Consider the following 22,609-nt stretch of genomic DNA (forward strand, 5'->3'; position numbering starts at 1 on the left):
CCGTGGCGGGATCTTCGAAGAAGATTATTATAAGCAGCTTTGCTATGGAAATGCTGTGAAGCACTCGTTGAAGATTTATTCCGGGATACGCAAAACAGCACAATGGAGGGGCGCATATGTCGCTTTTTTACCCCTGTTACAGGTTCCGCCGGATTTGGGAGATTGCTCCGGAATGGTTTACGGTGCACCAGATCTCGGTGGTTTTGCTTGATGTGGACAATACATTGACCACCCATGATAACCCCGAGGTCCCGGATGAGGCCCGGAGATGGATCGCACAGATGCAAAAGGCGGGAATCAAGCTGCTGATCCTCTCGAACAACCGCCCTGAACGGGTAGAGCCGTTCGCCAGAAAGTTGGGGCTGGGATGCATCGCAAACGCGGCAAAGCCATTGACGCGGGGCGTGCGGCGTGCAGGCGAGCGGCTGGGGGTCCAGAAGCGGGAAATGGCGTTGATTGGAGATCAGATTTTTACCGATATACTTTGCGGTAATCTGGCGGGGATCGTCTCGATTCTGGTTGAGCCAATGGAGTTGGAGCGGTTCCTGTTTTTTAAATTGAAACGCGCAGCCGAGCGAGTGGTTCTGCGCAGAGATCGGAGAAAAGAATTATGAATTTGAAAACCAGGTTTGGCCCGGCAGGGAATGCGCAAAGCTTTTCTGAACTGGGCTATAAAAAAAATACACAGATCCCGGAATATCTGGGGAGATGGGGCTTGAATGCCTACGAATACCAGTGCGGACGGGGTGTTAAAATTTCGGAGGCCGCTGCGAGAGCATTCGGGCAGGTTGCGGCGGAGCAGGACATTCAGCTCAGCCTGCACGCCCCCTACTATATCTCAATGTCGAGTGTCGACCCTGAAAAGCGGGACAAGAGTGTTGACTATGTATTGCAGTCAGCGCGGGCGGTTGACGCACTGGGGGGTGACCGGGTGGTTATCCATACCGGCTCCTGTGGAAAAATCAGTCGGGAGCAGGCGCTTGAGCTGGCGATTGACACCACCAGAAAATGCATAGCGGCACTCGACGGGGAAGGGCTTTCCCACATCCATATGTGTCCGGAAACAATGGGCAAGGTCAACCAGCTTGGCACGCTGGAAGAGGTGCTCACGCTTTGCAGGCTCGATGAACGGATCCTGCCCTGTATTGACTTTGGGCACCTGAACGCCCGGACATTTGGCAGCCTGAACACGGCGGCGGCATTCGCTGAAATTTTTGAGAAGATGGAAAATGAAATCGGAATCGACCGGATGCGGATGTTCCATTCCCATTTCAGCAAGATTGCCTACACCATCCCAGGCGGTGAAAAATGCCATCTGACCTTTGCGGATACTGAATTCGGACCGGAGTTTGAACCGGTTGCCGAACTGATCGTGAAGAAGGGCTGCACGCCGACGATTATCTGCGAATCCGCAGGAACACAGGCAGAGGATGCGGCTGCAATGAAGGAGCTTTATCTGACAGCGGGGGGAAATATCACATGAAAAAGATACTGCTGATGCATGGACCCAACATCAATCTGGTGGGGGAGCGGGAACCGGGAATTTATGGTTCCGAGAGCTTTGATTCGATCAATCAGGAGACGGTCGCATATGCAAACCGTCTGGGGATGGAATGTGATGTGTTCCAATCGAACAGCGAAGGGGCGTTGATCGACCGTCTGCATGCGGCGCGGGGCGTTTACGACGGGGTGATCCTCAATGCAGGCGCTTATACCCATTACAGCATCGCGATCCGAGACGCAATCGCGGCCATCCGTATTCCGGTGATCGAAGTCCACCTGTCAAACGTTCATGCGCGGGAGGAATTCCGGCATGTTTCGGTGATCGCGCCGGTCTGCAAGGGCGGTATCTTTGGGTTTGGAAAGGGAAGCTACCTGCTGGCAGTCGATGCACTGTCGCGGATCGAATGAGGAGGGAATATCCAGATGGAAGACAGGCTACAGAGGCTTGCGCAGCAGCTGCCGGATGATATCGATGCAATGCTGATCTGCGAAGCGGTCAACCGGCAGTATTTCACCGGGCTGCGTTCGTCAGCGGGTACCCTGCTGGTTTTCAAACAGGCGCCAGCGGTCTTTTTGATTGATTCGCGTTATTACGAGCGTGCAAAAAAAGACATCCATGGATGCGAGGTCGTTTTGCAGGGGAAACTGTTTGAGCAGGTCAGCGAATGGTTCCAGAGACATGGCGTCCGGACGGCGGCGGTCGAAGGGGATTATCTGAACCTTTCTCAATACGCCCGATTCAAAGAAGGCCTCCCCAAGGTTTCTCTGGTTTCGAAGCCGGAGATTGACTCGGCGATCCGGCGGATGCGGATGATTAAATCGCCGGAGGAAATCGCTTCGGTCAGAGCGGCCCAGAAGATTACCGATGATGCATTTTCCCACATCTGCGGTTATATTAAGGAAGGCCGAACCGAGCGTGAGATCGCCGGCGAGCTGCTGGATTTCTGTTACCGGCATGGTTCCGAGCGCCCTTCCTTTGATTACATCGTGGTTTCTGGAAAAAATTCCTCCATGCCTCACGGAGTGCCGGGGGAAAAACCGGTAGAGCGAGGAGATTTTATCACGATGGATTTCGGCTGCATGATCGACGGCTACTGCTCGGATATGACCCGGACTGTCGCAGTAGGTGCGCTTTCGGATGAGCAGCACCGGGTTTATCAAACAGTGCTGGATGCCCAGCTTGCGGGGATCGCAGCGGTGCGCGCGGGAGTCTCCTGTAAGACTGTCGATGCGGCTGCGCGGGACCTGATTACAGCGGCCGGATATGGGGAGGCATTCGGACATGGGACCGGGCATTCTCTGGGAATTGAGATCCATGAGCCGCCAGCTTTTTCAAAGTCTGACGAAACAATCTGCGAGGCAGGCATGGTGCTTTCGGTGGAACCTGGCATCTATCTGGAGGGGAAGTTTGGTGTGCGGATTGAGGACCTCGTCCATATTACGGCGGATGGATGCGAGAATTTGACCGCATCCGAAAAAAAGCTGCTGGTCCTCCCATAATAGCCATCCGTTGAGGCGAGTACAGGCAATAGCCCGCATCAGGTTTGCGACATCTTCTCAACATCCTGAAACTGTAAGATTTTGTATGGATATACAGAATAAATTATCAGATTCCCCGCAAAAGGGCTTGCAATATTTGTGATTTTGCTATAAAATTAGAGTGTTAATCATTGATACAGCGTTGCCCTGCCTGGAATCGGGGAACATCAAGGATTGTATCATAACTTTTGGAGGTAACAATATGATTTCTGCCGGCGATTTTAGGAATGGCGTGACCTTTGAGATGGATGGAAATGTTGTCCAGATCATCGAGTTCCAGCATGTGAAGCCTGGAAAGGGCGCAGCGTTTGTCAGAACCAAGATCAGGAATGTCATTTCTGGTGCGGTGACTGAGAAAACCTTCAGCCCGACCGAAAAATTTCCGACTGCGTTTGTCGAGAGAAAGGACATGCAGTACCTGTATCAGGACGGCGATCTCTATTATTTTATGGATAATGAGACCTATGAGAACATCCCGATTTCCGCAGATACCCTTGGGGACAATTTCAAGTTTGTCAAGGAAAATATGGACTGCAAGGTTCTTTCCTACAAGGGGAATGTATTCGGTGTGGAGCCCCCGTTCTTTGTAGAGCTGGAGGTCGTTGAGACCGATCCCGGCTTTAAAGGCGATACCGCGACCAATGCTACCAAGCCCGCAAAGCTCGAGACAGGCGCTGAGATCAAGGTTCCGCTGTTTATCGAGGAAGGGGATCACATCAAAGTGGATACCCGTACCGGTGAATATATGGAGCGCGCATAATTACAGATTTTTTCGATTATTGTGATATTTTATAAAAAAGGGAGGTAACTGCTATGACAATTACCGAAAGAGCTGCTTATATCAAGGGACTGGCCGAGGGGCTGGGCATTGATGATTCGACCAAAGAAGGGAAGATTATCAATGCGCTGATTGGTGCGATAGATGATATGTCCCTTACCATTTCCGACCTGGAGTCTCAGATTGATGAGCTGAGTGAGCAGGTGGAAACGATCGACGAGGATCTGGGGAGCCTGGAAGAGGATTTCTATGACCTCGATGATGAGTGTGGCTGCGGCTGTGAGGACGATGAGGATGACGATTATCTGGACGGCGACCTCTACGAAGTCTGCTGCCCGACCTGCGGGGACACTGTCTGCATCGACTCCGACATGCTGGAAGAGGGGCAGACTACCTGCCCGAACTGCGGTGAACTGCTCGAGTTCGATCTGGAAGAGGACTGCGGGGACGATCATTGCGATTGCGATAAATAAGCTGTTCGGCTTGTATCTTAGGGAAACACCCCGCTTGCCCGCGGGGTGTTTTCGTGAGGGCAGGCTGGGAAAAAGTAGTTGAATGAGGGGACGGAATGGTAAAAAAGAAATGGGTTGCACTCCTGATCTCTGCTTTGGGGATCGCCCTGGTGCTTGGAGCGCTGGAACGGGCGTCTGCAAACCGTCTGGTAACAGGAACCTCATTCGTGATGGACACTGTCGTGCAATATAGTTTCTATGGGAAGCATGCGCAAGAGGCAAGAGATATGGTTGCGCAGGAGCTTTCCTCGATTGAATCCCGGATGTCGATGCATTTGGAGGATTCAGAGATCAGCGAGTTGAACCGGAATGCGGGGAAAAACGCAGTCCAGCTTTCGGAAGATACATATGAATTGCTTTCCCGCAGCGTTGCATATGCGGAACAAACAAGCGGCATTTTTGATGTGACCATCGCGCCGCTCGCTTCTGCATGGGGGATTACCTCCGATCATCCGCAGGTTCCGGAGCAGAGCCGGATTGATGCACTGCTCGCGTTGGTGGGCTATCAGGACGTTCAGCTCGATCCAGATTCTGCATCTGCCCGTCTTGCCCGGGAAGGGCAGGCGGTGGATGTTGGGGGGATCGCCAAAGGGTATGCCTGCGATGTTGCCAGAAGAATCGCACAGGAATGCGGTGTCAAGTCCGGGTATCTGTCGATCGGGGGGAACATCATGGTGATCGGGGAAAAGCCGGACAAAACCCCCTTTAAATTTGGCATCCGTGACCCGAGAGGCACGCCCAACCAATATTTTGGGGTTGTCACGATCCCGGATCTTACGATCGCTACGTCAGGAGATTACGAACGCTTTTTTGAGCAGGGTGGGGTTCGTTACCACCACATCCTTGACCCGAGAACCGGTTATCCTGCCCAGGAGGGGCTGATGTCGGTTTCGGTAATCTCTCCGGACGGTGCGTACGCCGATTTTATGTCAACCTGGCTGTTCATCATGGGGCGTGAATTTGTGGTTGAGAATCTGAATAACTTTGATTGTGGCCTGGTGGCGGTTGATCTGGAAAACCGGGTTTATGTTTCGGAAAATCTGAAAGACAGATTTTTTCCGGCAGATCAGACTGGTGTCTACCAGTTCGAGGGGACGCCATGAGATACAAAGCGGCAAGACCTGCGCTTCTGGGGCTTCTGTTCGCACTTTCGGTTGTGCTTAACCTTGTAGAAGCCGGATTTTCCGGACTGGTCCCAATTCCGGGGATCAAGCTGGGGCTTTCCAATGTCGTAACCATGTATTGCCTGTTCTGTATGGGTAAGCGGGAAGCCTTTCTATTGGCGGGGCTGAAGGCGTTTTTTGTCCTCCTGACCCGCGGACTGGTTGGTGCGTGTCTGAGCCTTTCCGGGGGGCTGCTTTCGGTGGCGATGATGCTGCTGCTGAAAAAGCTGGGCCGCAACAGATTGAGCCATACCTTTTTGAGCATTTCCGGAGGGGTGTCCCACAATGTCGGGCAGATTTCTGTGGCAGCTCTGATCCTTGAAAGCAGCGCGGTGTTTTATTACCTGCCGGTTTTGATGATCTCCGGAGTGGGGATGGGGCTGTTGACCGGCATACTCTTGCGGCAGCTCCTGCCGTATCTGAACAGAATCTTTTTTTGATGTTCCAGCGTCAGAATTGTGATATAGTCAACATACTGAAAGAGAAGAGCTTGTTTTTAAGCGGCAGGCAGAAGCACGCAGGGCGTGTTGGATGATTCTGTAATCTGAACAGGGCTGCTGTCAGCAGCCGCCTGCGGCAGTCTCGCCGCAGGCTTGAAAAGAATCAGAATGCTTCTTTTCAAGTGCTTCAATGATAATTTGCAATGTAAATCTCAAGGAGGAAAAGGGAAATGAGTTTTTTGCAAAAAACCATGAAGGGTGCGAAAATCGGACACTTCAAAAACACGGAAAACAGCCCTAGTGTCGTGATGCCGATCCCGCAGGAAGTCTGCATTTCGATGTCACAGCACATGGGACCGCCGTGTAAGCCGGTCGTCGCAAAGGGGGATACCGTAAAGGTCGGGACCCTGGTTGGCGACAGTGATGCGTTCCTTTCCGCACCGATCCATTCGAGCGTTTCGGGCACCGTCAAGGAGATCAGCGAGATCGTGGTCGCCAACGGGTCGAAATGCCAGGTCGTCGTCATTGCGGCTGACGGCGAGCAGACAGTGGATGAAAATGTGAAGCCGCCTGTTGTGGAAACCCACGCGGATTTTGTCAAGGCGATCAAGAATTCCGGTCTGGTGGGGCTTGGCGGCGCAGGTTTTCCGACCCACATCAAGATGAACCCCAAAAATCTGGATGCGGTCGATACACTGGTCATCAACGCGGCGGAGTGCGAACCCTACATTACTTCCGACTATCGCACGATGCTTGAGCGTACGCAGGATATTCTGGACGGAATTGCGGCAATCAAAAAGTTCATCGGGATCAAACAGGTGAAGATCGGCATTGAAAACAACAAACCGAAGGCGATCGAACTGCTCAAAAAAGAGACTGCGAACGATCCCAGCGTCGAAGTTTGCAGTCTGCCATCCCTCTATCCGAAGGGGGCCGAGAAAGTCACGATCTTCGAGACGACCGGGCGGGTGGTCAAAGAGGGGATGCTGCCTGCGGATGCCGGCGTCATCTTGGATAATGTGACTTCGGTCGCGTTTATCGGGCAGTACCTGCGCACAGGGATGCCGCTGGTCACCAAATGCCTGACTGTCGATGGGGATGCGATCGCCGAGCCGAAGAATGTGGTTGTCCCGATCGGTACCCGCTATGCGGATGTTATCGCTTTCTGCGGCGGTTATAAAAAGCCTGCCAAAAAGCTGATTATGGGTGGTCCGATGATGGGCATTCTCGTTTACAGCGACAGCTATCCGGTACTCAAAAACAACAATGCTCTGCTCGCATTCAGCTCGGAGCGCGCGATTATCGAGCCGGAAAGCCCCTGCATCCGCTGCGGGCGCTGCATGAACACCTGCCCCTACCAGCTCCAGCCGCGTCAGATAGAACTTGCCGCCCAAAACGACAATATCGAAATGCTGAACCGGCTGAAGGTCATGCTCTGCATGGAATGCGGTTGTTGTTCGTATGTCTGCCCCGCCAAACGGAACCTGACCTTCTCAAACAAACTGGCAAAACAGAAGGTTCGTGCGGCTTCGGCGAAAAAATAAGATAGGAGGGCTTATTTTGGCTACAAACACTGAAAATCAGGTGGTACAGACGGAATCGGCGGTCAGCTCCAAGCTGATGATGACCCCGTCCCCACATGTCAAAGATTCGATCAATACCCAGAAGGTCATGCTCACAGTGGCAATCGCCCTGCTTCCGTCCCTTCTGGCAGCGCTCTATTATTTCAGCTTTCCTGCACTCGTACTGGTGGCAACCTGTGTGATTTCCTGTGTGGTTTTTGAGCAGCTTTTCTGTATGGTGACCAAAACCCAGAGCAGTATCCATGATTGCAGCGCAGTTGTCACCGGCATGATCCTTGGATTTAATGTCCCGGTTACGCTTCCGCTCTGGATGGCCATTGTCGGTTCGTTTATTGCGATCGTTGTGGTAAAATGCCTGTTCGGCGGCATCGGCTGCAACTTCGCAAACCCGGCGGCGACCGCCCGTATCTTCCTGCTGGTTTCGTTCGCAACCGCAATGACCAACTGGGTTGCGCCCCTGCATGGCGTTGCGGATACCGTTGCAAGTGCTACCCCCGGTCGTGCGATGTGCAATGTCATGGGTGTTGATTACCTTGCAGCGGCGACCCCGCTTAGCAGCCATGTTGTCGAAAAACCCGGATTTATGCAGCTTCTGCTCGGGCAGCATGGTGGTTCGCTGGGTGAGACCTGCGCGATCGCGCTTATCATCGGCGGTGCATTCCTGCTCTGGCGCGGCATTATCACCTGGCATATCCCGGTTTCGGTGATCGGCAGCGTCTTTGTATTTGCGCTTCTCTTTGGACAGGATCCGATCTTCTCAATCCTCACCGGCGGTGTTATGATCGGTGCATTCTTCATGGCGACCGATTATTCGACCAGCCCGGTCACTCCGAAAGGCCAGATTATTTTTGGTATCGGTATCGGCTTCATCACGATGGTGATCCGCACATTCTGTTCCTATCCGGAAGGAATGTCCTTTGCGATCCTTCTGATGAACATTCTGACTCCGCACATCGACAGCCTCACGATGACCAAACCGTTTGGCGCTGTCTTTGCAGAGAAAAACAAATAAGGGGAGGCGTGCGATTTATGAATATGACAAAACCTGTAATTGTTCTGACGGTTATCTGTATTGTCTGCTCGGCGCTGCTCGGCGCAACCTATACCGCGACAGCTCCTCTGATTGCGGCTTCTGAAAAAGCAGCTTCGGATGCGGCGATGATCGAGGTGCTGCCGGGTGCGGCATCGTTTACCGAGATTCCGGTTGAACTGGAAGGCGTGCTTACTGTGGCCAAGGACGACAGTGGGCTTGGTTATGCATTTAAAGTGCAGGACAAGGGGTTTGGCGGTGCATATACGATTATGGTCGGCATCAGCTCTGACGGAAAGGTCACGGGCGCAAAGCTGCTTGACAACAGTGAAACCCCGGGACTTGGTTCCAAAACCGGTTCGGCGGATTTCATCCAGCGGTTTGTTGGGGTGGAATCCAGCGGTGTTGAGGGCGTACAGGCGATTACCGGCGCAACCATCTCGTCCAATGCATTTAAAAGATGCGTACAGACTGCTTATACCGCGTTCGACAGCGTAAACGCGTAGGGGAGGGTGTATAATGGCTAATTCTACAAAGGCGAAACCAAGTTATCTGGCAACATTGACCAATGGTATTATCAAAGAAAACCCTGTTCTGGTGTTGATCCTCGGTACCTGTCCGACCCTTGCGGTCACCACCATGGCGATCAATGGGCTTGGCATGGGCCTTGCGGCTACCGTTGTTCTGATCTGCTCCAACATCGTAATCTCTCTGCTCAAAAAGGTGATCCCGGACACCGTCCGAATCCCTTGCTATATCGTTGTCATTGCGGCGTTTGTGACCATCGTCCAGTTCCTGGTCAAGGCATATGCCCCGGCGCTTGACAGCGCGCTCGGCGTATTCCTGCCTCTCATCGTCGTAAACTGCATCATCCTCGGCCGCGCCGAGATGTTCGCAAACAAAAACGACGTAATTTCCTCTGCACTGGATGGCCTTGGCATGGGCATCGGCTTTACGCTTGCGCTTTTCTGCATGGGTTCGGTCCGTGAGATCCTCGGCAACGGGACCTGGATGTCCGGCGCTTCCTGGATCGGCATTCAGAATGGCATCAACCTCCACTGGGAAAATCCGATCATCGTATTCCTGCTCGCTCCCGGCGGTTTCATGGTCTTTGGAGCGCTGGTTGCGCTGGTCAACTTCCTGACCAAAGGCAAAGCGATCAAGAAAAAAGAGTTTGGCTGTGAAGGCTGCCCGTCGGCTGCGGCCTGCAAAGCTGCCCAAAAAGGAGGCTGTAACGCATGAAACAATTTGCAATTATTCTCATCAGCGCGGTACTGCTCAATAACTACGTCCTCTCCCGGTTCCTGGGTATCTGCCCGTTTTTGGGCGTCAGCAAAAAGCTGGATTCCGCTTTCGGCATGAGCGTTGCGGTAACTTTTGTCATGGCGCTGGCCACCGCTGCAACCTGGCCGATCTACACATACATTCTGCTCCCGAATGGGCTGGCCTACCTCCAGACGATCGCATTCATCCTGATTATTGCGGCGTTAGTGCAGTTCATCGAGATTGCGCTGAAAAAGTACATCCCATCCCTGCATGCTGCACTGGGAATCTATCTTCCGCTGATTACCACCAACTGTGCGGTGCTCGGCGTCACCATCCTCAATCTGGATGAAGGCTACAATTTTGCCGAGTCGATGGTCAATGCGGTCGGTTCCGGTCTGGGCTTCATGCTGGCGATGGTGCTTTTTTCGGGCGTCCGTTCCCGTGTTGACGCAGCCAGGACGATCCCGAAGGCATATCAGGGAATCCCGATCACCCTGACTGCGGCAGCGATCTGCTCGGTCAGCTTTATGGGCTTCAGCGGCATCGTTGACGGCCTGTTCCATTGATAGGGGGTAGTAAAGATGTTGTTACCAGTCGTAATTGTTGGCGGGATCGGCCTTGTCTGCTCTGTGATCCTCGTGATTGCCGCAAAGGTGATGGCAATGCCCGCCGATGAGCTGTTTGATGCGATCCGCGCAGAGCTTCCGGGCGCAAACTGCGGTGCGTGCGGATACGCCGGATGCGATGACTATGCAAAAGCGGTCGCGCACAGCGGTGCAAAAACCAACCTTTGTATCCCTGGCGGTGCAGGGACTGCGGCGGCAGTCAGCGCTGCAATGGGTGTTGTAGCCGAAGAGGTCAAACCGCAGTACGCGGTTGTCCACTGCTCGGGAAACTGTAATGTTACCGAGGACAGCATGGATTATCAGGGCAAACAGACCTGTGCGGCAAGCAAGATGTTCTATAACGGCAAGGGGAGCTGCCAGTTCGGCTGTCTCGGATTTGGCGACTGCATGAACGTCTGCCAGTATGGCGCGATTGCGATTGTAAACGGAATCGCGGTTGTGGATAAGTCGGTTTGCGTCGGCTGCGGAATGTGCTCCAAGGTGTGCCCGAACCATCTGATCTCGGTGATCCCTGCTACCAACACGATCTATGTTGGATGCAGTTCCAAGGATAAGGGCGCTGTAACACGCAAGGTCTGTAAAAATGGCTGCATCGGCTGTAAGAAGTGCGAGAAAGCCTGTGAGCAGGGCGCGATTACTGTGACAGATAATGTCGCTTCGATTGATCCGGAGAAATGCATCAACTGCGGCAAGTGTGTCACAGGATGCCCCACTGGTGCTATCGTCACCTGCGAGTCCCGCTGTGAGTCGATCCCCGTCAGTGCATAAGAAAGCGACATCCCATCGGATCATATGATCCGATGGGATGTCTTTTCCATATCATTAAATTCGTCCTGAAACCAGACCTTTGGGACCGTAAATGTTTTTCCGTCCAGATAGTTGAGAATCCCGGCATCAGTGCGGAATCGAAAGGTTAGTTTATAGGAGTAAAGCGCCTGAAACTTGTGTCCGGTTCCCTTATTGTCGCGTTGATGTCCATATTTTGCATCCCCGAGCAGCGGATGCCCGATAGAAGCCAGGTGTGCCCGAATCTGGTGGGTACGGCCGGTGAGCAGATCGACTTCAAGCAGGGACCGGTGGCCATGCTCTGCAAGGACGCGATAACGGGTGAGGATCGTCCGGCCGTCTTTGAGCGGGCGCTCTGAAACCGTAACGGTATTGGTTTCGCTGTTTTTGACAAGGTATCCCTTGAGGGTATCGGAAGTGTTTGGCATCCTTCCATGGACGATGCAGAGATAGAGTTTTTGCAGTTCCCGGTCTTTGATCTTCTGGTTCAGCACGCGCAGGGAGGCGGCATTTTTTGCCGCAATCACGATCCCGCCAGTGTTCCGGTCAATCCGGTTGCAGAGAGCGGGGACAAAGCTGTTTTCCTGCCCGGGCTGGTATTCTCCTTTTTGATAGAGATAGTGCAGGATTCGATTAATCAGGGTATCAGGAAGGCGGCTGTCGTCCTCATGTACGACAAGCCCCGGGCGCTTGTCTACCAGCAGAAGGTTGTCGTCCTCATATAAAATGTCAAGCCGCATGGGAGCCGATAAGAATTCCAGACATTTTTGCGGAGGAGAAAAGAATTCATCGTTGATGTAGAGGGCAAGGAGGTCCCCTTCCGCCAAACGAGTGGAAATTTCGCAGCGCTTGCCATTCAGCTTTACCCGTTTTAGCCGGATATATTTGTAAAGCAGATTTTGCGGCAGAAGCGGGACCGCTTTGGTTAGGAATTTATCTACCCGCTGGCCGGCATCATTGGCATTGATTGTGAATTCCTTCATAAGTTCCTCCGTTCTCAGGATTCGAAACGCTGCTTTTGCAGCAGTTTGCTGGAATTGGCTACCAGAGCGGAAACCTGCATATCTTCTGGCCGTAATTGTGATACCAGCTCTTTTTACAGCCATTATAGCATATTTTTTTAAAATACGGCAGATTCTATTGGCAAAAAACGAAGGATTTGCTATAATATGCGCAGAAGCAAAGGTTTGCGCCGCCATAACAATTCAGAAAGAGGTTGTATATATGATTACACGTGAAAGAGTAGAAGAGATTTTAAAAGAGTCCGGTGTGCTGCTGGAAGGGCACTTTCTTCTGACATCCGGCCGCCATTCCAACAAATATATGCAGTGTGCCAAAATCTTCCGGCATACGAAATATAGTGAGGAGCTTTGTGGTGCGCTTGCAGAGCTTTATCAGGATGAAAAAATTGATGTCGTGATTGGTCCCGCGATGGGAGCAGTACAGATGGCCTACGAGGTCAGCCGGCAGATTGGGTGCGAAAATTTCTTCACCGAGCGGGTTGACGGTAAGATGGAACTGCGCCGCGGGTTTGAGGTCACGCCTGGAATGCGCTGCCTGCTCGTCGAAGATGTTGTGACCACTGGAGGTTCGGTCAAAGAGGTTGCCGAGCTGGTGAAATCGTTGGGCGGCGTGGTGGTCGGGATTGGCTCGATCGTCGACCGCAGCAACGGGGCTGTTGACTTTGGGTTCCCGTTCAAGGCGGTTTATCCGGTAGAGGTCGTCTCGTGGGAAGCGCAGGATTGCCCGCTCTGCCGTGAGGGGAAGCTGCCGGCGGTGAAGCCCGGAAGCAGAAAGCTTCCGGAATAAAAGAAACAGGTCGGGTGGTGTAAAGGATGTCCGGCTATCATGATGGTCATAGGCAGCGGCTCAAAAAACGCTTTTTGAAAGAGGACCTGGATGGGTTTGAACCACATGAGGTGCTGGAACTAATCCTGTTTTATGCGATACCCCGAAGAGATACCAATGATTTGGCACATCGTTTGATCCAGTATTTTGGGGACATCACTGCTGTATTTGATGCGGAGGTTCCAGAGCTTTGCGAGGTAGAGGGAATCGGTGAGAACGCTGCTGTTCTGATCAAACTGTTTGCATCCGGCTGCCGTTATTATCTTAATGCATACAACAAAAAAGGTGCGGTAATTCAAACAACAGAGCAGGCGGTGGAATATCTGCGTCCGAAGTTCATCGGCAGATCGAACCGGGAAAATATCTGTGTCCTTTTTCTGGATAACAAGGGGAGAGTTTCCTACTGCGATATTGTGGGTGAGGGAACCATAAATATGGCGTCAGTTTATATCCGCAACATTGTTGAACTGGCGCTTCGGTTCCGGGCGGTGTCTGTCATCTTCTCTCATAACCATCCGCGGGGACTGGTGAATCCTTCAAATGCGGATATTTCTGTCACACACGAGCTTTACCAAGCCTTGAAAACAGTGCAGATCAAGCTGACAGATCATATCATCTTTACCGAAACCGACTTTCTTTCGATGCGCAGTTTTGGCTACTTTTCGTTTGAAGATGGGCATACATATAGCCAAATCGCTTCGAAGTGACATGTTATTTGGAAGCGGGTTGACCAATGACTGAAAACAGGAGCTTTCAGAACTGGATTGCTCCGATTGGATATGGGAGGATTTGCGTATGATGTTCAATAAAAACCGGTTGCTTCTGGTGATGCTGGCATCACTTATGGTGTTGTCGTCGTCTGCATGTGCGAAGTCAGGGGGAGGACAGGAGCAGAGCAGTGAACCTGTTGCATCCTCGTCTGCTTCTGCACAGGTGGAGGAGCCTGTCTCTTCAGAAAATATGTCCGGAGATGCCAATCCGGATGAACCAACCCTGAAGAATTTTAAAACCACCGATTTGGATGGCAATGAGGTCACGCAGGAAATTTTTTCGAATGCTGACCTGACCATGATAAACATTTGGGCGACCTACTGCAATCCCTGCCTCGGGGAGATGCCAGACCTTGGCGTACTCGCAGAGGAATATGCGGATCAGGGGGTGCAGATTGTCGGTATTTTGATGGATGTTTATGACCAGAATTGGAATGTGGTCCAGTCACAGGTGGATTTGGCGAAGGAAATTATCCAAGAGACCGGTGCGGACTATCTCCACCTGATGCCGTCTACTGATCTGATCTATGCAAAACTGCGATATGTGCAGGCGGTGCCCGAAACCATTTTTGTGGATAAAGAGGGGAACCTGGTGGGGGAACCTCACCTTGGTGCCCGCACAAAGGACAAGTGGTCGGAGGAAATTCAAAAACGTCTGGAGATGGTGCATAGTGAAGCTGGTGCAGGCTAACTGGAAGGCCGCGGCATTGCTTATTGTCGGCGCAGCTATGATCGTTGCTGGCATCCTGCGCGGAGAGGTATATACCGTGTTTACAAAAGCGGCAAATATCTGTTTGGAGTGTATCGGAATTGGGTAATCATCTGAAACGAGCGGGAAACCGGCTGCGCCTTTTGGTGCAGATTGGCTTTACTGCATTAACAAATGGCTATCTGGCAGGATTTCTTCGTGGTAAGATTTACACGGGAAAGACAAAATCCCTTTGCGTTCCCGGTTTGAATTGTTATTCCTGCCCAGGAGCGCTTGGTTCCTGCCCAATCGGTTCCCTTCAGGCTGTGCTTGCGGACCGAAACTACAAATTTGCATTTTATGTTTCGGGTTTTCTCCTGTTGTTCGGGGCGGTTCTGGGACGGTTTGTCTGTGGCTGGCTTTGCCCGTTCGGACTGGTACAGGACCTTCTCCACAAAATCCCATTTCCCAAAAAGTTCCGGAAAATTCCGGGGGATCGCTGGCTGAAATTTCTCAAATACCTGATTTTGGCGGGGTTTGTGATCCTTTTGCCGCTTTATGCAGTGAATTTTATCGGGCAGGGCCAACCATGGTTCTGCAAATATATCTGTCCATCCGGCACTTTGCTTGGCGGATGGCCGCTTGTCTCTGCAAACCCCTCGCTACAGCAGACGATCGGGTGGCTGTTTGCATGGAAAAATCTGATTCTGGTGGTTCTGCTGGTTCTGTCCATGCTGATCTATCGTCCGTTTTGCAGGTATCTTTGCCCACTCGGTGCGATTTACGGGCTTTTTAACCCGATCGCGTTCTATCGTTATCGGATCAATGCTGAAAAATGTACGGCATGCGGTCTTTGCCAGAGGACATGCGGCTTGGATATACCGGTTCACCAAACTCCGAATAGTCCGGAGTGCATCCGCTGTGGGAACTGTGCGAAAGCCTGCCCGCATCAGGCGATTGAAACCCCGTTTTCAAAAATCTGTCAGGCAGATTAAAAAGCAGATTGGACTTTATTCCGCACAGTTTTTGCTGCTGCGGAATTTTTTTTGGAAATTTACACAAACTATTCCGGATAAATGCACCGCACCCTCTTGCAATTCCTTTCTGGTTATGGTATTATATTACGGCTGATATGGAACGATTGTCAGCAAAACACACATCATGCCATCGTTTTGTCGGTGTCCTCACGGGGATGATAGGGCGAGCCGAAAGCGTGATGGAGGAAATGAACCGAAAGAGAGGAATTTATCATGGGCGTAGTATCTATGAAACAACTGTTGGAGGCGGGCGTTCACTTTGGTCATCAGACCAGAAGATGGAACCCTAAAATGGCACGTTATATCTTTACGGAGAGAAACGGCATCTATATCATCGACCTCCAGAAAACAGTCAAGAAACTGGACGAGGCGTATATGTTTGTCCGCGACCTTGCCGCAAATGGCGGGAATGTCCTGTTCGTCGGGACCAAGAAACAGGCGGGGGATTCGGTCCGTGAGGAAGCGACTCGCGCAGGCGCCTATTATGTAAATGCCAGATGGCTGGGCGGTATGATGACCAACTTCAAGACCATCCGCCGCAGAATCGACCGTCTCGCACAGCTGCGCAAGATGGAAGAGGATGGAACCTTTGACCGTCTGCCGAAGAAAGAGGTCAGCAAGCTCAACCTCGAGATCGAGAAGCTCGAAAAGTTCCTTGGCGGTATCAAGGATATGAAGAAGCTGCCGGCAGCAATGTTTATTGTCGACCCCAGAAAAGAGAAGATTGCGGTTGCAGAAGCGAAAAAGCTTGGTATTCCGATCGTTGCGATCGTCGATACCAACTGTGATCCGGACGAAATCGACTATGTAATCCCGGGCAATGATGACGCAATTCGTGCGGTTAAGCTGCTTTCTGCCACAATGGCTGATGCAATCATTGAAGGCCGTCAGGGTGCGGAATCCGCAGAAGCTGCTGCAGAGAAAGAAGAGGAAGCGGCAGCGGAATAAATTCGATTGTGCGGAAACGATAGAATGGAGGTTTGAATAAAATGGCTTTTACAGCGAAAGACGTACAGGCGTTGAGAGAGAAAACCGGCGTCGGCATGATGGAGTGCAAAAAGGCACTTACCGAGACCGACGGCGATATGGATAAGGCAATCGAGGTGCTCCGTGAAAAGGGGCTCGCAGCTGTTACCAAAAAGGCTGGCAGGATTGCGGCTGAGGGCGTTGTACTTGCGATGGTCGACGAGGCAACAAAAGTGGGCGTCGTGATCGAGGTCAACTCGGAGACTGATTTTGTCGCGAAGAACGAAAAGTTCATGGAGTTTGTCACTTCCTGTGCAAAAACAGTTGCGGCAAATAAACCTGCTTCGGTGGAAGAGCTTCTGCCGATGAAAGCGGTTGGTTCTGATCTGACGGTCGAGGAAGAGCTGCGTGACAAAGTTCTCACGATTGGTGAGAACATGAAGATTCGCCGCTTCACCTATGCGGAGGGTGTTTTGACCACTTACGTCCATGGCGGCGGTAAGATCGGTGTTATGGTTACCTTCGATTCGGATGTTGCCGATAAAGAAGGCTTTGGTGCCTACGCAAAAGATGTTGCGATGCAGGTTGCGGCAATCAATCCGGGATATCTGGATTCCGCTGCTGTTCCGGCTAACGTGATCGAGCATGAGAAGGAGATTCTCAAGGCGCAGATTTCGAATGATCCGAAGCTCAGCAACAAGCCTGCAAATATCATCGAGAAGATGGTTGATGGTAGAATCGGAAAATACTACAAGGAGAACTGCCTCCTTGAGCAGGCATTTGTAAAGAATGGCGATATTAACATCGCACAGTATACCGAGCAGACTGCAAAAGAGCTTGGCGGTTCTATTAAGATCACTGGATTTGTCCGCTATGAGAAGGGCGAGGGCCTTGAGAAAAAGGAAGAGAACTTTGCGGATGAAGTTGCCAGCATGATGAAATAGTCTGCCGTATCTCAACTTTTTAAGGCAACATAAAAACAGAGCGGTTATCAGACAGAATGCGGAAAAGGACAAGCAAAAAGCGGTTTGTTTTTGCTTGTCCTTTTTTCTGTGTTATGAACTTAAATGTAAAATAGATCAATTTGAAAGCACGCTCCCTAAAAACAGAGACCGGGTGGAAAAGCAAACTGCTTTTCCACCCGGTTTTATAGTCGAAAAACCTCAAAAGGATCATTACTTTCTTTTGAAGCCTGCGTTTTTTGCCCGCAGGGAGCCGACTTTGACGGCTCTGTTTCGTCTTATATAGTCAACAGGTACGCCTTGTCCCCTTCCTTGAAAGCAGAATGGGTTTCAAGGATGTTGACTATATCATAGGGCTGTCCGGTAGGGTTTACTTAATCGAGTTCTCGTATGCCTGAATCATCTTTTTGACCATCTGGCCACCGATCGAACCAGCCTGTCTGGAGGTCAGATCACCATTGTAGCCCTGTTTCAGGTTGACGCCGACTTCGTTCGCCGCCTCCATCTTGAAACGGTTCATCGCATCTTTCGCCTCGGGGACAACATGTTTGTTACTAGCCATAATGATATACACTCCTTAAAATCGTTTGGTAGAATTGATTGCGTTTGCAGTACTAGTATCGTCCACAGGGAATGGATTATCACTGACAAATCTTGTGTGTGTATCCAGATTTCAGCTTATCCCGATTAAAAAGTCAGGGAGGTTGCTTTGAATGGGCTGTACCTTCTATGAAAAAATAAGATCGGATCTGCAATCATTGCTCTGGATAGCAGGTGCTATAGGCTCAGATGCCAGCGGCTCAACCCCGCGAGCGGATTTTTTTTGCCAAGCAGACAGAAAATGGCGGCACACGCAAGCAGGCAGAACGGATCGGGGGGAAAAGAAAATGCGGCAGGAAGTTCAAATGGTTCGACAGTGGAGCCATCAAATGCGTGCACCGGGCGCTGGAGAGAAATCACTGCGCTGTCCGGGGTCAGCGAGGAGAGGGTAAAGGTGTCAGAACTCAGGCGTCCGCAGGTCAGCGCGGGCAGATGACGGCTCGCAGCCTGCTTGAGCGTGCGCGGGTCGGAACTGTTCAGAATTGCGATTGCGTGCCGGTTGACGGGTCCCACGGGTAGTTCTCTGCCATTGCGCAGAATCAAAACTGCGTTTTCGCAGGAGAGACGCGGAAACCGTGGTCCAGTTGCGAACACCAGGTCAGGCGTTTCCCCTTCCAGTTTTGCGGACAGGGTACGCACATTCAAAAGAGAAATCCGTCCACCGTGACACTGAAGCAGTTTAAAAAGCTGTTTGTCTGGATCTTTTGCGGCAACCACCACCAAAAAAATCACCTGCCAACTATTTTTCGCTATGAAATCGGATGCTTATAACCATCTTGCTGCGGCAAATCTGCCGGGGATTCCAAAAAACATTTTTTTGAAACCATGCAATGATAGCTTTCCCTGGACACCAGTTAAAATCCACCATGCATGGACTGTATTTTTGCGGGACCACATTTTTGATAAAAGAGGTTACCAGGAGGCACAAAATTACTTTTTTCGGTCAGGTATTTGGAACATTTTTCTGACAAGGCTTTACAAACGATTTTTTGGACAATATAATAGATAAAGTGGTATTGACTGAAACAGCAAAGGAGCGAAACTATGAAACAATATCCATGGGAGGAAGCCCAGTTTATCAATGATCTAAAAGGTCTGCTCAAAATTAGAAGTGTGAATGGAGATTGTGGTCCTGTAAGCGAGCGGGCTCCGCTGGGACAGGGCATCTACGATGCAATCGAATATATGTTAGATCTCGGCAGAAAATTTGGCTTTCGCACCAAAAATCTCGATGGATATGCGGGCTGGATCGAGATGGGTGAGGGAGAACGGCTGGTGGCGGTCGTCGCACATCTCGATACCGTTTCGGTCGATCCGGAAGGATGGGTTGCTGATCCATTCGATGGTACTGTGATTGACGGAAAGTTATATGGGCGTGGCGTCTCGGATGATAAGGGTCCCGCGATGGTCGCACTCTACGCAATGAAGGCGATCGCTGCCAGCGGCGTAAATCTCGGCAAACGGGTGCGCCTGGTTCTGGGCGGCAGCGAAGAAGCTGGTGGATGGCGGTGTATTGAACGGTATAAAAAGACTGAAGAGCTGCCTGACTGTGCATTCACCCCGGACTCGGAGTATCCTGTGACCTTCGCTGAAAAGGGTCTGTTGCATCTGGATTTTCACCGTGACCTCGATGATTCGATCCCGCCTCTTTCGCTCCACTGTGGGCAGATGTACAATATTGTTCCCGCATTTGCCGAAGCGGAATTTGCAGGGAAACATTATGAGGCGGAGGGACGCGCGGCCCATGCAATGGAGCCGCATAAGGGGGAAAACGCCCTTTTGAAACTGTGCGCACAGCTCCGCGCGCAGGGGATAGAGCATCCATTCCTGTCGCTCGCCGGAATCGCGACCGCCGAGGGGCTTGGAATCGCATTTTCGGACGAGCCTTCGGGCTGCACGACAATCAATCCCGCAATTGCTCATGTGGATGAAAAGCACGCCAGCCTTTGCTGTGACCTGCGCATTCCGGTCACCGTTCCACTCGAACAGGTAGTCGGAGCCGCCGAAAAAGCAGCAGCGCAGTTCGGCTTTGAGACGCGCAACACTTCCTATATGCCGCCGCTCTATGTGAAAAAGGACTCCCCGCTCGTGCAGACTCTGCAAAGGGTTTTCCAGGAGTGCACCGGGACAGATCTTCCGCCCGTTTCATGCGGCGGCGGTACCTACGCGCGCGCTTTTGAAAATGCAGTCGCGTTCGGTGCACTTTTCCCGGAAGACCCGGTCACCTATCATCAGACCAATGAGTTCTGGAAGCTGGATTCGATCGGAAAAACCTTCCAGATTATTACCAACGCAATCGAGTTGATCTGACCGGAGATTTGTGGTTTACACTGCAATGCGTCGCATTGCGGTGTCATTCTTCTTTTGATGAATCGCGCGGTAAAAATGTGGAAAAATAGGCTCGGACATGCCGTCAACCGGACTGGCAGCCATTTGAGCTGTGAAAGGAACCGTCTGATGGTTCGTTTTGCCGTACGGAACTGATCGCTCCCCTCAATCCAAAAGAAAGTGGTAAAACAGATGGAGAAAAATAACTCGTTCAAACCATTCATCCCCGCTGATCGGATCGTCCCGGAATTCACCGCGACCTCGGTAGTTCTTGGAATCCTGCTCGCTGTGCTTTTTGGTGCGGCGAACGCCTATCTCGGGCTGCGGGTTGGTATGACCGTTTCGGCGTCGATTCCCGCCGCAGTGATCTCGATGGGGATTATTCGTGTATTGCTGCGCAAGGATTCAATACTTGAAAATAATATGGTGCAGACGATCGGCTCTGCTGGTGAATCGGTCGCGGCAGGCGCGATCTTTACCCTCCCGGCGCTGTTCATGTGGGCGGCCGAGTGGGGTGTCTCCAGCCCGTCCCTGATTGAAATTTCGTTGATTGCACTCTGTGGAGGTCTGCTCGGGGTTCTCTTCATGATCCCTCTGCGCAAGGCCCTGATCGTACAGGAGCATGGCGTCCTTCCTTATCCGGAGGGAACCGCCTGCTCGGAAGTACTGCTCGCCGGGGAACGCGGTGGTTCCCAGTCCACCACGGTTTTTGCCGGCCTTGGCATCTCAGCAGCCTATAAATTTATTGCGGATGGCCTGAAGCTTTTTCCGAGCAAGGTCAACTACGATCTCAAAAGCTATAAAGGTGCCGCAGTTGGGATTGATGTCCTGCCCGCGCTGCTCGGCGTCGGGTACATCTGCGGACCCCGCATCTCCTCCTATATGATGGCGGGCGGTATCCTGAGCTGGTTGGTTCTGATGCCGCTGATCTCGCTGTTTGGCGGGGTGTCGATTATCTTTCCCGGCACAGACCCGGTCTCCACGATGGATCCCTCGACACTCTGGAACAACTATATCAAATATATTGGAGCGGGGGCGGTAGCAACCGGCGGCATCCTGAGTCTCGCAAAATCGCTGCCGCTGATCGGCCGGACCTTTCTGCAATCGGTTCAGAGCTACAACCGGGGCCCCTCTTCCAAAAGTTCGCTGCGCACCGATGATGACCTGCCGATGCGGCTGATTGCAGTCATCATCTCGGTCGTTATCATCGTTATCTGGCTGGCGCCTGCCATCCCAGTGACCCTGCTTGGAGCAGTTGCAATCGCTCTGTTCGGTTTTTTCTTTGCGACAGTCTCCGCGCGGCTGGTGGGCTTGGTCGGATCGTCCAACAATCCGGTCTCGGGCATGGCTATCGCGACCCTGCTGCTCTCCACCATCCTGCTGAAATATACCGGAGATGTTGGGCGACATGGCATGAGCGGCGCAATCGCGATCGGGTCGGTTATCTGTATCATCGCGGCAATCGCGGGGGATACCTCCCAGGACCTGAAAACCGGCTATATCCTCGGCGCGACTCCCAGAAAACAGCAGATCGGGGAGCTGATCGGAGTGGTTGCCGCCTCACTGGCACTTGGCGGTGTGCTCTATCTGCTGAATGCCGCATGGGGATTCGGATTGACAGAGCTGCCCGCCCCGCAGGCGATGCTGATGAAGATGGTGGTAGAAGGGGTCATGAACGGGAACCTTCCATGGACACTGGTGTTTGCCGGTGCAGGTATCGCGGTGGGGCTTGAAATTCTGCGGATTCCGGTGCTCCCGTTCGCGGTCGGGCTTTACCTGCCGATCCACCTCAGTGCACCGATCATGGCGGGCGGCCTGCTCCGCCTCTGGTTTGAGCGTCGGAAGGCTCGCTCGGACGAGGCACGCAAAGATGCGATTGACAGCGGTATTCTCTACACCTCCGGTATGATTGCCGGGGAAGGGCTGGTCGGTGTTTTGCTTGCGGTGTTTGCGGTTATCAAAGTCGGTGTAGACTCCCTCGGTGAGCCGGTCTATCTTGACGCAGTGCTTGACCTTTCAGAAAAACTTTCCCTTGGCAGTATTGGTTCCCTCGTCTTTTTCGTGCTTTTGATTCTGTCGGTGCTTAAATTTTCGATCTGGCGCAAAGCGAGCCGCATTGGTTGAGCCGATGGCCAGACAGAAGCAGAATTATCTGGATTTTATCCCCTGTAGGAACCCGTCTTT

At 52.0% G+C, this 22,609-nt stretch carries 26 protein-coding genes; 23 read left to right on the forward strand and 3 right to left on the reverse strand.

Going from position 1 to position 22,609, the window contains the following annotated elements; genetic code table 11:
* Positions 1-116 precede the first annotated feature (116 nt).
* The 14 genes from C814_RS09235 to C814_RS09300 all read left to right on the forward strand — a co-directional run bounded on the left by C814_RS09235 (position 117) and on the right by C814_RS09300 (position 11,208).
* On the forward strand, positions 117-614 hold the full coding sequence (locus C814_RS09235) for a YqeG family HAD IIIA-type phosphatase (RefSeq protein WP_016315408.1): 498 nt from the start codon (positions 117-119) through the stop codon (positions 612-614).
* The gene (locus tag C814_RS09240) at positions 611-1,483 is read left to right on the forward strand and encodes a TIM barrel protein (protein ID WP_016315409.1); all 873 of its coding nucleotides are present in this window, start codon (positions 611-613) and stop codon (positions 1,481-1,483) included. Before C814_RS09235 ends, C814_RS09240 begins: the two co-directional genes overlap by 4 nt.
* Entirely contained in the window at positions 1,480-1,911 is a 432-nt protein-coding gene (aroQ, locus tag C814_RS09245; protein ID WP_016315410.1) for a type II 3-dehydroquinate dehydratase, read from the forward strand. The genes C814_RS09240 and aroQ overlap by 4 nt, the downstream gene beginning before the upstream one ends.
* 15 nt (positions 1,912-1,926) lie before the next feature.
* Positions 1,927-3,003 carry a M24 family metallopeptidase gene (locus C814_RS09250; protein ID WP_016315411.1) on the forward strand — a complete coding sequence of 359 codons (1,077 nt, stop codon included), beginning with the start codon at positions 1,927-1,929 and terminating at the stop codon, positions 3,001-3,003.
* Between the two features lie 241 nt (positions 3,004-3,244).
* Positions 3,245-3,802, forward strand: coding sequence for an elongation factor P (gene efp / locus C814_RS09255; RefSeq protein WP_016315412.1), 558 nt, complete (start codon positions 3,245-3,247; stop codon positions 3,800-3,802).
* A 53-nt stretch (positions 3,803-3,855) separates the two neighbouring features.
* On the forward strand, positions 3,856-4,293 hold the full coding sequence (locus tag C814_RS09260) for a CD1247 N-terminal domain-containing protein (RefSeq protein ID WP_016315413.1): 438 nt from the start codon (positions 3,856-3,858) through the stop codon (positions 4,291-4,293).
* Between the two features lie 95 nt (positions 4,294-4,388).
* Complete coding sequence (locus C814_RS09265; RefSeq protein WP_016315414.1) at positions 4,389-5,435, forward strand: FAD:protein FMN transferase; 1,047 nt, start codon at positions 4,389-4,391, stop codon at positions 5,433-5,435.
* Entirely contained in the window at positions 5,432-5,935 is a 504-nt protein-coding gene (locus C814_RS09270; protein WP_016315415.1) for a Gx transporter family protein, read from the forward strand. Before C814_RS09265 ends, C814_RS09270 begins: the two co-directional genes overlap by 4 nt.
* Before the next feature lie 230 nt (positions 5,936-6,165).
* Positions 6,166-7,479 (forward strand): electron transport complex subunit RsxC, encoded by a 1,314-nt coding sequence (gene rsxC / locus C814_RS09275; protein ID WP_016315416.1) that lies wholly within the window; start codon positions 6,166-6,168, stop codon positions 7,477-7,479.
* 76 nt (positions 7,480-7,555) lie between these two features.
* Complete coding sequence (locus tag C814_RS09280; RefSeq protein ID WP_031219499.1) at positions 7,556-8,530, forward strand: RnfABCDGE type electron transport complex subunit D; 975 nt, start codon at positions 7,556-7,558, stop codon at positions 8,528-8,530.
* A gap of 17 nt (positions 8,531-8,547) precedes the next feature.
* A complete protein-coding gene (locus C814_RS22120) occupies positions 8,548-9,054 on the forward strand; it encodes an RnfABCDGE type electron transport complex subunit G (protein ID WP_016315418.1) in 507 nt (168 codons plus the stop codon).
* A 13-nt stretch (positions 9,055-9,067) separates the two neighbouring features.
* Positions 9,068-9,790 carry an electron transport complex subunit RsxE gene (gene rsxE, locus C814_RS09290; RefSeq protein WP_016315419.1) on the forward strand — a complete coding sequence of 241 codons (723 nt, stop codon included), beginning with the start codon at positions 9,068-9,070 and terminating at the stop codon, positions 9,788-9,790.
* Positions 9,787-10,380 (forward strand): electron transport complex protein RnfA, encoded by a 594-nt coding sequence (locus C814_RS09295; protein ID WP_016315420.1) that lies wholly within the window; start codon positions 9,787-9,789, stop codon positions 10,378-10,380. The genes rsxE and C814_RS09295 overlap by 4 nt, the downstream gene beginning before the upstream one ends.
* Before the next feature lie 15 nt (positions 10,381-10,395).
* Positions 10,396-11,208 carry an RnfABCDGE type electron transport complex subunit B gene (locus C814_RS09300; protein WP_016315421.1) on the forward strand — a complete coding sequence of 271 codons (813 nt, stop codon included), beginning with the start codon at positions 10,396-10,398 and terminating at the stop codon, positions 11,206-11,208.
* A gap of 20 nt (positions 11,209-11,228) precedes the next feature.
* On the opposite strand, the gene C814_RS09305 is transcribed toward C814_RS09300, so the two are convergent.
* On the reverse strand, positions 11,229-12,209 hold the full coding sequence (locus tag C814_RS09305; RefSeq protein WP_016315422.1) for an RluA family pseudouridine synthase: 981 nt from the start codon (positions 12,207-12,209) through the stop codon (positions 11,229-11,231).
* 241 nt (positions 12,210-12,450) lie between these two features.
* Between C814_RS09305 and pyrE the strand changes: the two genes are divergently transcribed.
* From pyrE to tsf, 7 genes are all read left to right on the forward strand, one after another.
* Positions 12,451-13,035, forward strand: a complete 585-nt coding sequence (gene pyrE, locus C814_RS09310; protein ID WP_016315423.1) for an orotate phosphoribosyltransferase — start codon at positions 12,451-12,453, stop codon at positions 13,033-13,035.
* A 26-nt stretch (positions 13,036-13,061) separates the two neighbouring features.
* Positions 13,062-13,781: a JAB domain-containing protein gene (locus C814_RS09315; protein ID WP_016315424.1), complete on the forward strand. Its 720-nt coding sequence runs from the start codon at positions 13,062-13,064 to the stop codon at positions 13,779-13,781.
* An 88-nt stretch (positions 13,782-13,869) separates the two neighbouring features.
* Positions 13,870-14,535, forward strand: coding sequence for a TlpA family protein disulfide reductase (locus tag C814_RS09320; RefSeq protein WP_016315425.1), 666 nt, complete (start codon positions 13,870-13,872; stop codon positions 14,533-14,535).
* A 37-nt stretch (positions 14,536-14,572) separates the two neighbouring features.
* Positions 14,573-14,662 carry a CD1871A family CXXC motif-containing protein gene (locus tag C814_RS24875; protein WP_347707283.1) on the forward strand — a complete coding sequence of 30 codons (90 nt, stop codon included), beginning with the start codon at positions 14,573-14,575 and terminating at the stop codon, positions 14,660-14,662.
* Positions 14,655-15,527, forward strand: coding sequence for a 4Fe-4S binding protein (locus C814_RS09325; protein WP_016315426.1), 873 nt, complete (start codon positions 14,655-14,657; stop codon positions 15,525-15,527). The genes C814_RS24875 and C814_RS09325 overlap by 8 nt, the downstream gene beginning before the upstream one ends.
* Before the next feature lie 255 nt (positions 15,528-15,782).
* Positions 15,783-16,517, forward strand: a complete 735-nt coding sequence (gene rpsB, locus C814_RS09330) for a 30S ribosomal protein S2 (protein WP_016315427.1) — start codon at positions 15,783-15,785, stop codon at positions 16,515-16,517.
* 41 nt (positions 16,518-16,558) lie between these two features.
* Positions 16,559-17,479 (forward strand): translation elongation factor Ts, encoded by a 921-nt coding sequence (tsf, locus tag C814_RS09335; RefSeq protein WP_016315428.1) that lies wholly within the window; start codon positions 16,559-16,561, stop codon positions 17,477-17,479.
* A 388-nt stretch (positions 17,480-17,867) separates the two neighbouring features.
* Here the strand turns inward: tsf and C814_RS09340 are convergent, their stop codons facing one another.
* Complete coding sequence (locus C814_RS09340) at positions 17,868-18,059, reverse strand: alpha/beta-type small acid-soluble spore protein (protein ID WP_016315429.1); 192 nt, start codon at positions 18,057-18,059, stop codon at positions 17,868-17,870.
* 215 nt (positions 18,060-18,274) lie between these two features.
* Positions 18,275-18,742 (reverse strand): hypothetical protein, encoded by a 468-nt coding sequence (locus tag C814_RS09345; protein WP_196809901.1) that lies wholly within the window; start codon positions 18,740-18,742, stop codon positions 18,275-18,277.
* A gap of 399 nt (positions 18,743-19,141) precedes the next feature.
* Here C814_RS09345 and C814_RS09350 point away from each other — a divergent pair, with 399 nt between their 5' ends.
* Positions 19,142-20,407 carry a Sapep family Mn(2+)-dependent dipeptidase gene (locus tag C814_RS09350; protein ID WP_016315431.1) on the forward strand — a complete coding sequence of 422 codons (1,266 nt, stop codon included), beginning with the start codon at positions 19,142-19,144 and terminating at the stop codon, positions 20,405-20,407.
* Between the two features lie 210 nt (positions 20,408-20,617).
* Positions 20,618-22,549 carry an OPT family oligopeptide transporter gene (locus C814_RS09355; RefSeq protein WP_016315432.1) on the forward strand — a complete coding sequence of 644 codons (1,932 nt, stop codon included), beginning with the start codon at positions 20,618-20,620 and terminating at the stop codon, positions 22,547-22,549.
* Positions 22,550-22,609 lie beyond the last annotated feature (60 nt).

This window comes from Anaerotruncus sp. G3(2012), assembly GCF_000403395.2.
Lineage (GTDB): Bacteria > Bacillota > Clostridia > Oscillospirales > Ruminococcaceae > Anaerotruncus.

Bases quoted from the DNA above. Each gene is read 5' to 3' on its own strand.
- rsxC (WP_016315416.1), top strand. From the start codon at position 6,166: ATGAGTTTTTTGCAAAAAACCATGAAGGGTGCGAAAATCGGACACTTC.
- C814_RS09260 (WP_016315413.1), top strand. From the start codon at position 3,856: ATGACAATTACCGAAAGAGCTGCTTATATCAAGGGACTGGCCGAGGGG.
- rsxE (WP_016315419.1), top strand. From the start codon at position 9,068: ATGGCTAATTCTACAAAGGCGAAACCAAGTTATCTGGCAACATTGACC.
- rpsB (WP_016315427.1), top strand. From the start codon at position 15,783: ATGGGCGTAGTATCTATGAAACAACTGTTGGAGGCGGGCGTTCACTTT.
- C814_RS09265 (WP_016315414.1), top strand. From the start codon at position 4,389: ATGGTAAAAAAGAAATGGGTTGCACTCCTGATCTCTGCTTTGGGGATC.
- tsf (WP_016315428.1), top strand. From the start codon at position 16,559: ATGGCTTTTACAGCGAAAGACGTACAGGCGTTGAGAGAGAAAACCGGC.
- C814_RS09240 (WP_016315409.1), top strand. From the start codon at position 611: ATGAATTTGAAAACCAGGTTTGGCCCGGCAGGGAATGCGCAAAGCTTT.
- C814_RS09320 (WP_016315425.1), top strand. From the start codon at position 13,870: ATGATGTTCAATAAAAACCGGTTGCTTCTGGTGATGCTGGCATCACTT.
- C814_RS24875 (WP_347707283.1), top strand. From the start codon at position 14,573: ATGATCGTTGCTGGCATCCTGCGCGGAGAGGTATATACCGTGTTTACA.
- aroQ (WP_016315410.1), top strand. From the start codon at position 1,480: ATGAAAAAGATACTGCTGATGCATGGACCCAACATCAATCTGGTGGGG.
- efp (WP_016315412.1), top strand. From the start codon at position 3,245: ATGATTTCTGCCGGCGATTTTAGGAATGGCGTGACCTTTGAGATGGAT.
- C814_RS09235 (WP_016315408.1), top strand. From the start codon at position 117: ATGTCGCTTTTTTACCCCTGTTACAGGTTCCGCCGGATTTGGGAGATT.
- C814_RS09250 (WP_016315411.1), top strand. From the start codon at position 1,927: ATGGAAGACAGGCTACAGAGGCTTGCGCAGCAGCTGCCGGATGATATC.
- C814_RS09315 (WP_016315424.1), top strand. From the start codon at position 13,062: ATGTCCGGCTATCATGATGGTCATAGGCAGCGGCTCAAAAAACGCTTT.
- pyrE (WP_016315423.1), top strand. From the start codon at position 12,451: ATGATTACACGTGAAAGAGTAGAAGAGATTTTAAAAGAGTCCGGTGTG.
- C814_RS09280 (WP_031219499.1), top strand. From the start codon at position 7,556: ATGATGACCCCGTCCCCACATGTCAAAGATTCGATCAATACCCAGAAG.
- C814_RS09295 (WP_016315420.1), top strand. From the start codon at position 9,787: ATGAAACAATTTGCAATTATTCTCATCAGCGCGGTACTGCTCAATAAC.
- C814_RS09300 (WP_016315421.1), top strand. From the start codon at position 10,396: ATGTTGTTACCAGTCGTAATTGTTGGCGGGATCGGCCTTGTCTGCTCT.
- C814_RS09340 (WP_016315429.1), bottom strand. From the start codon at position 18,059: ATGGCTAGTAACAAACATGTTGTCCCCGAGGCGAAAGATGCGATGAAC.
- C814_RS09355 (WP_016315432.1), top strand. From the start codon at position 20,618: ATGGAGAAAAATAACTCGTTCAAACCATTCATCCCCGCTGATCGGATC.
- C814_RS09270 (WP_016315415.1), top strand. From the start codon at position 5,432: ATGAGATACAAAGCGGCAAGACCTGCGCTTCTGGGGCTTCTGTTCGCA.
- C814_RS09305 (WP_016315422.1), bottom strand. From the start codon at position 12,209: ATGAAGGAATTCACAATCAATGCCAATGATGCCGGCCAGCGGGTAGAT.
- C814_RS22120 (WP_016315418.1), top strand. From the start codon at position 8,548: ATGAATATGACAAAACCTGTAATTGTTCTGACGGTTATCTGTATTGTC.
- C814_RS09350 (WP_016315431.1), top strand. From the start codon at position 19,142: ATGAAACAATATCCATGGGAGGAAGCCCAGTTTATCAATGATCTAAAA.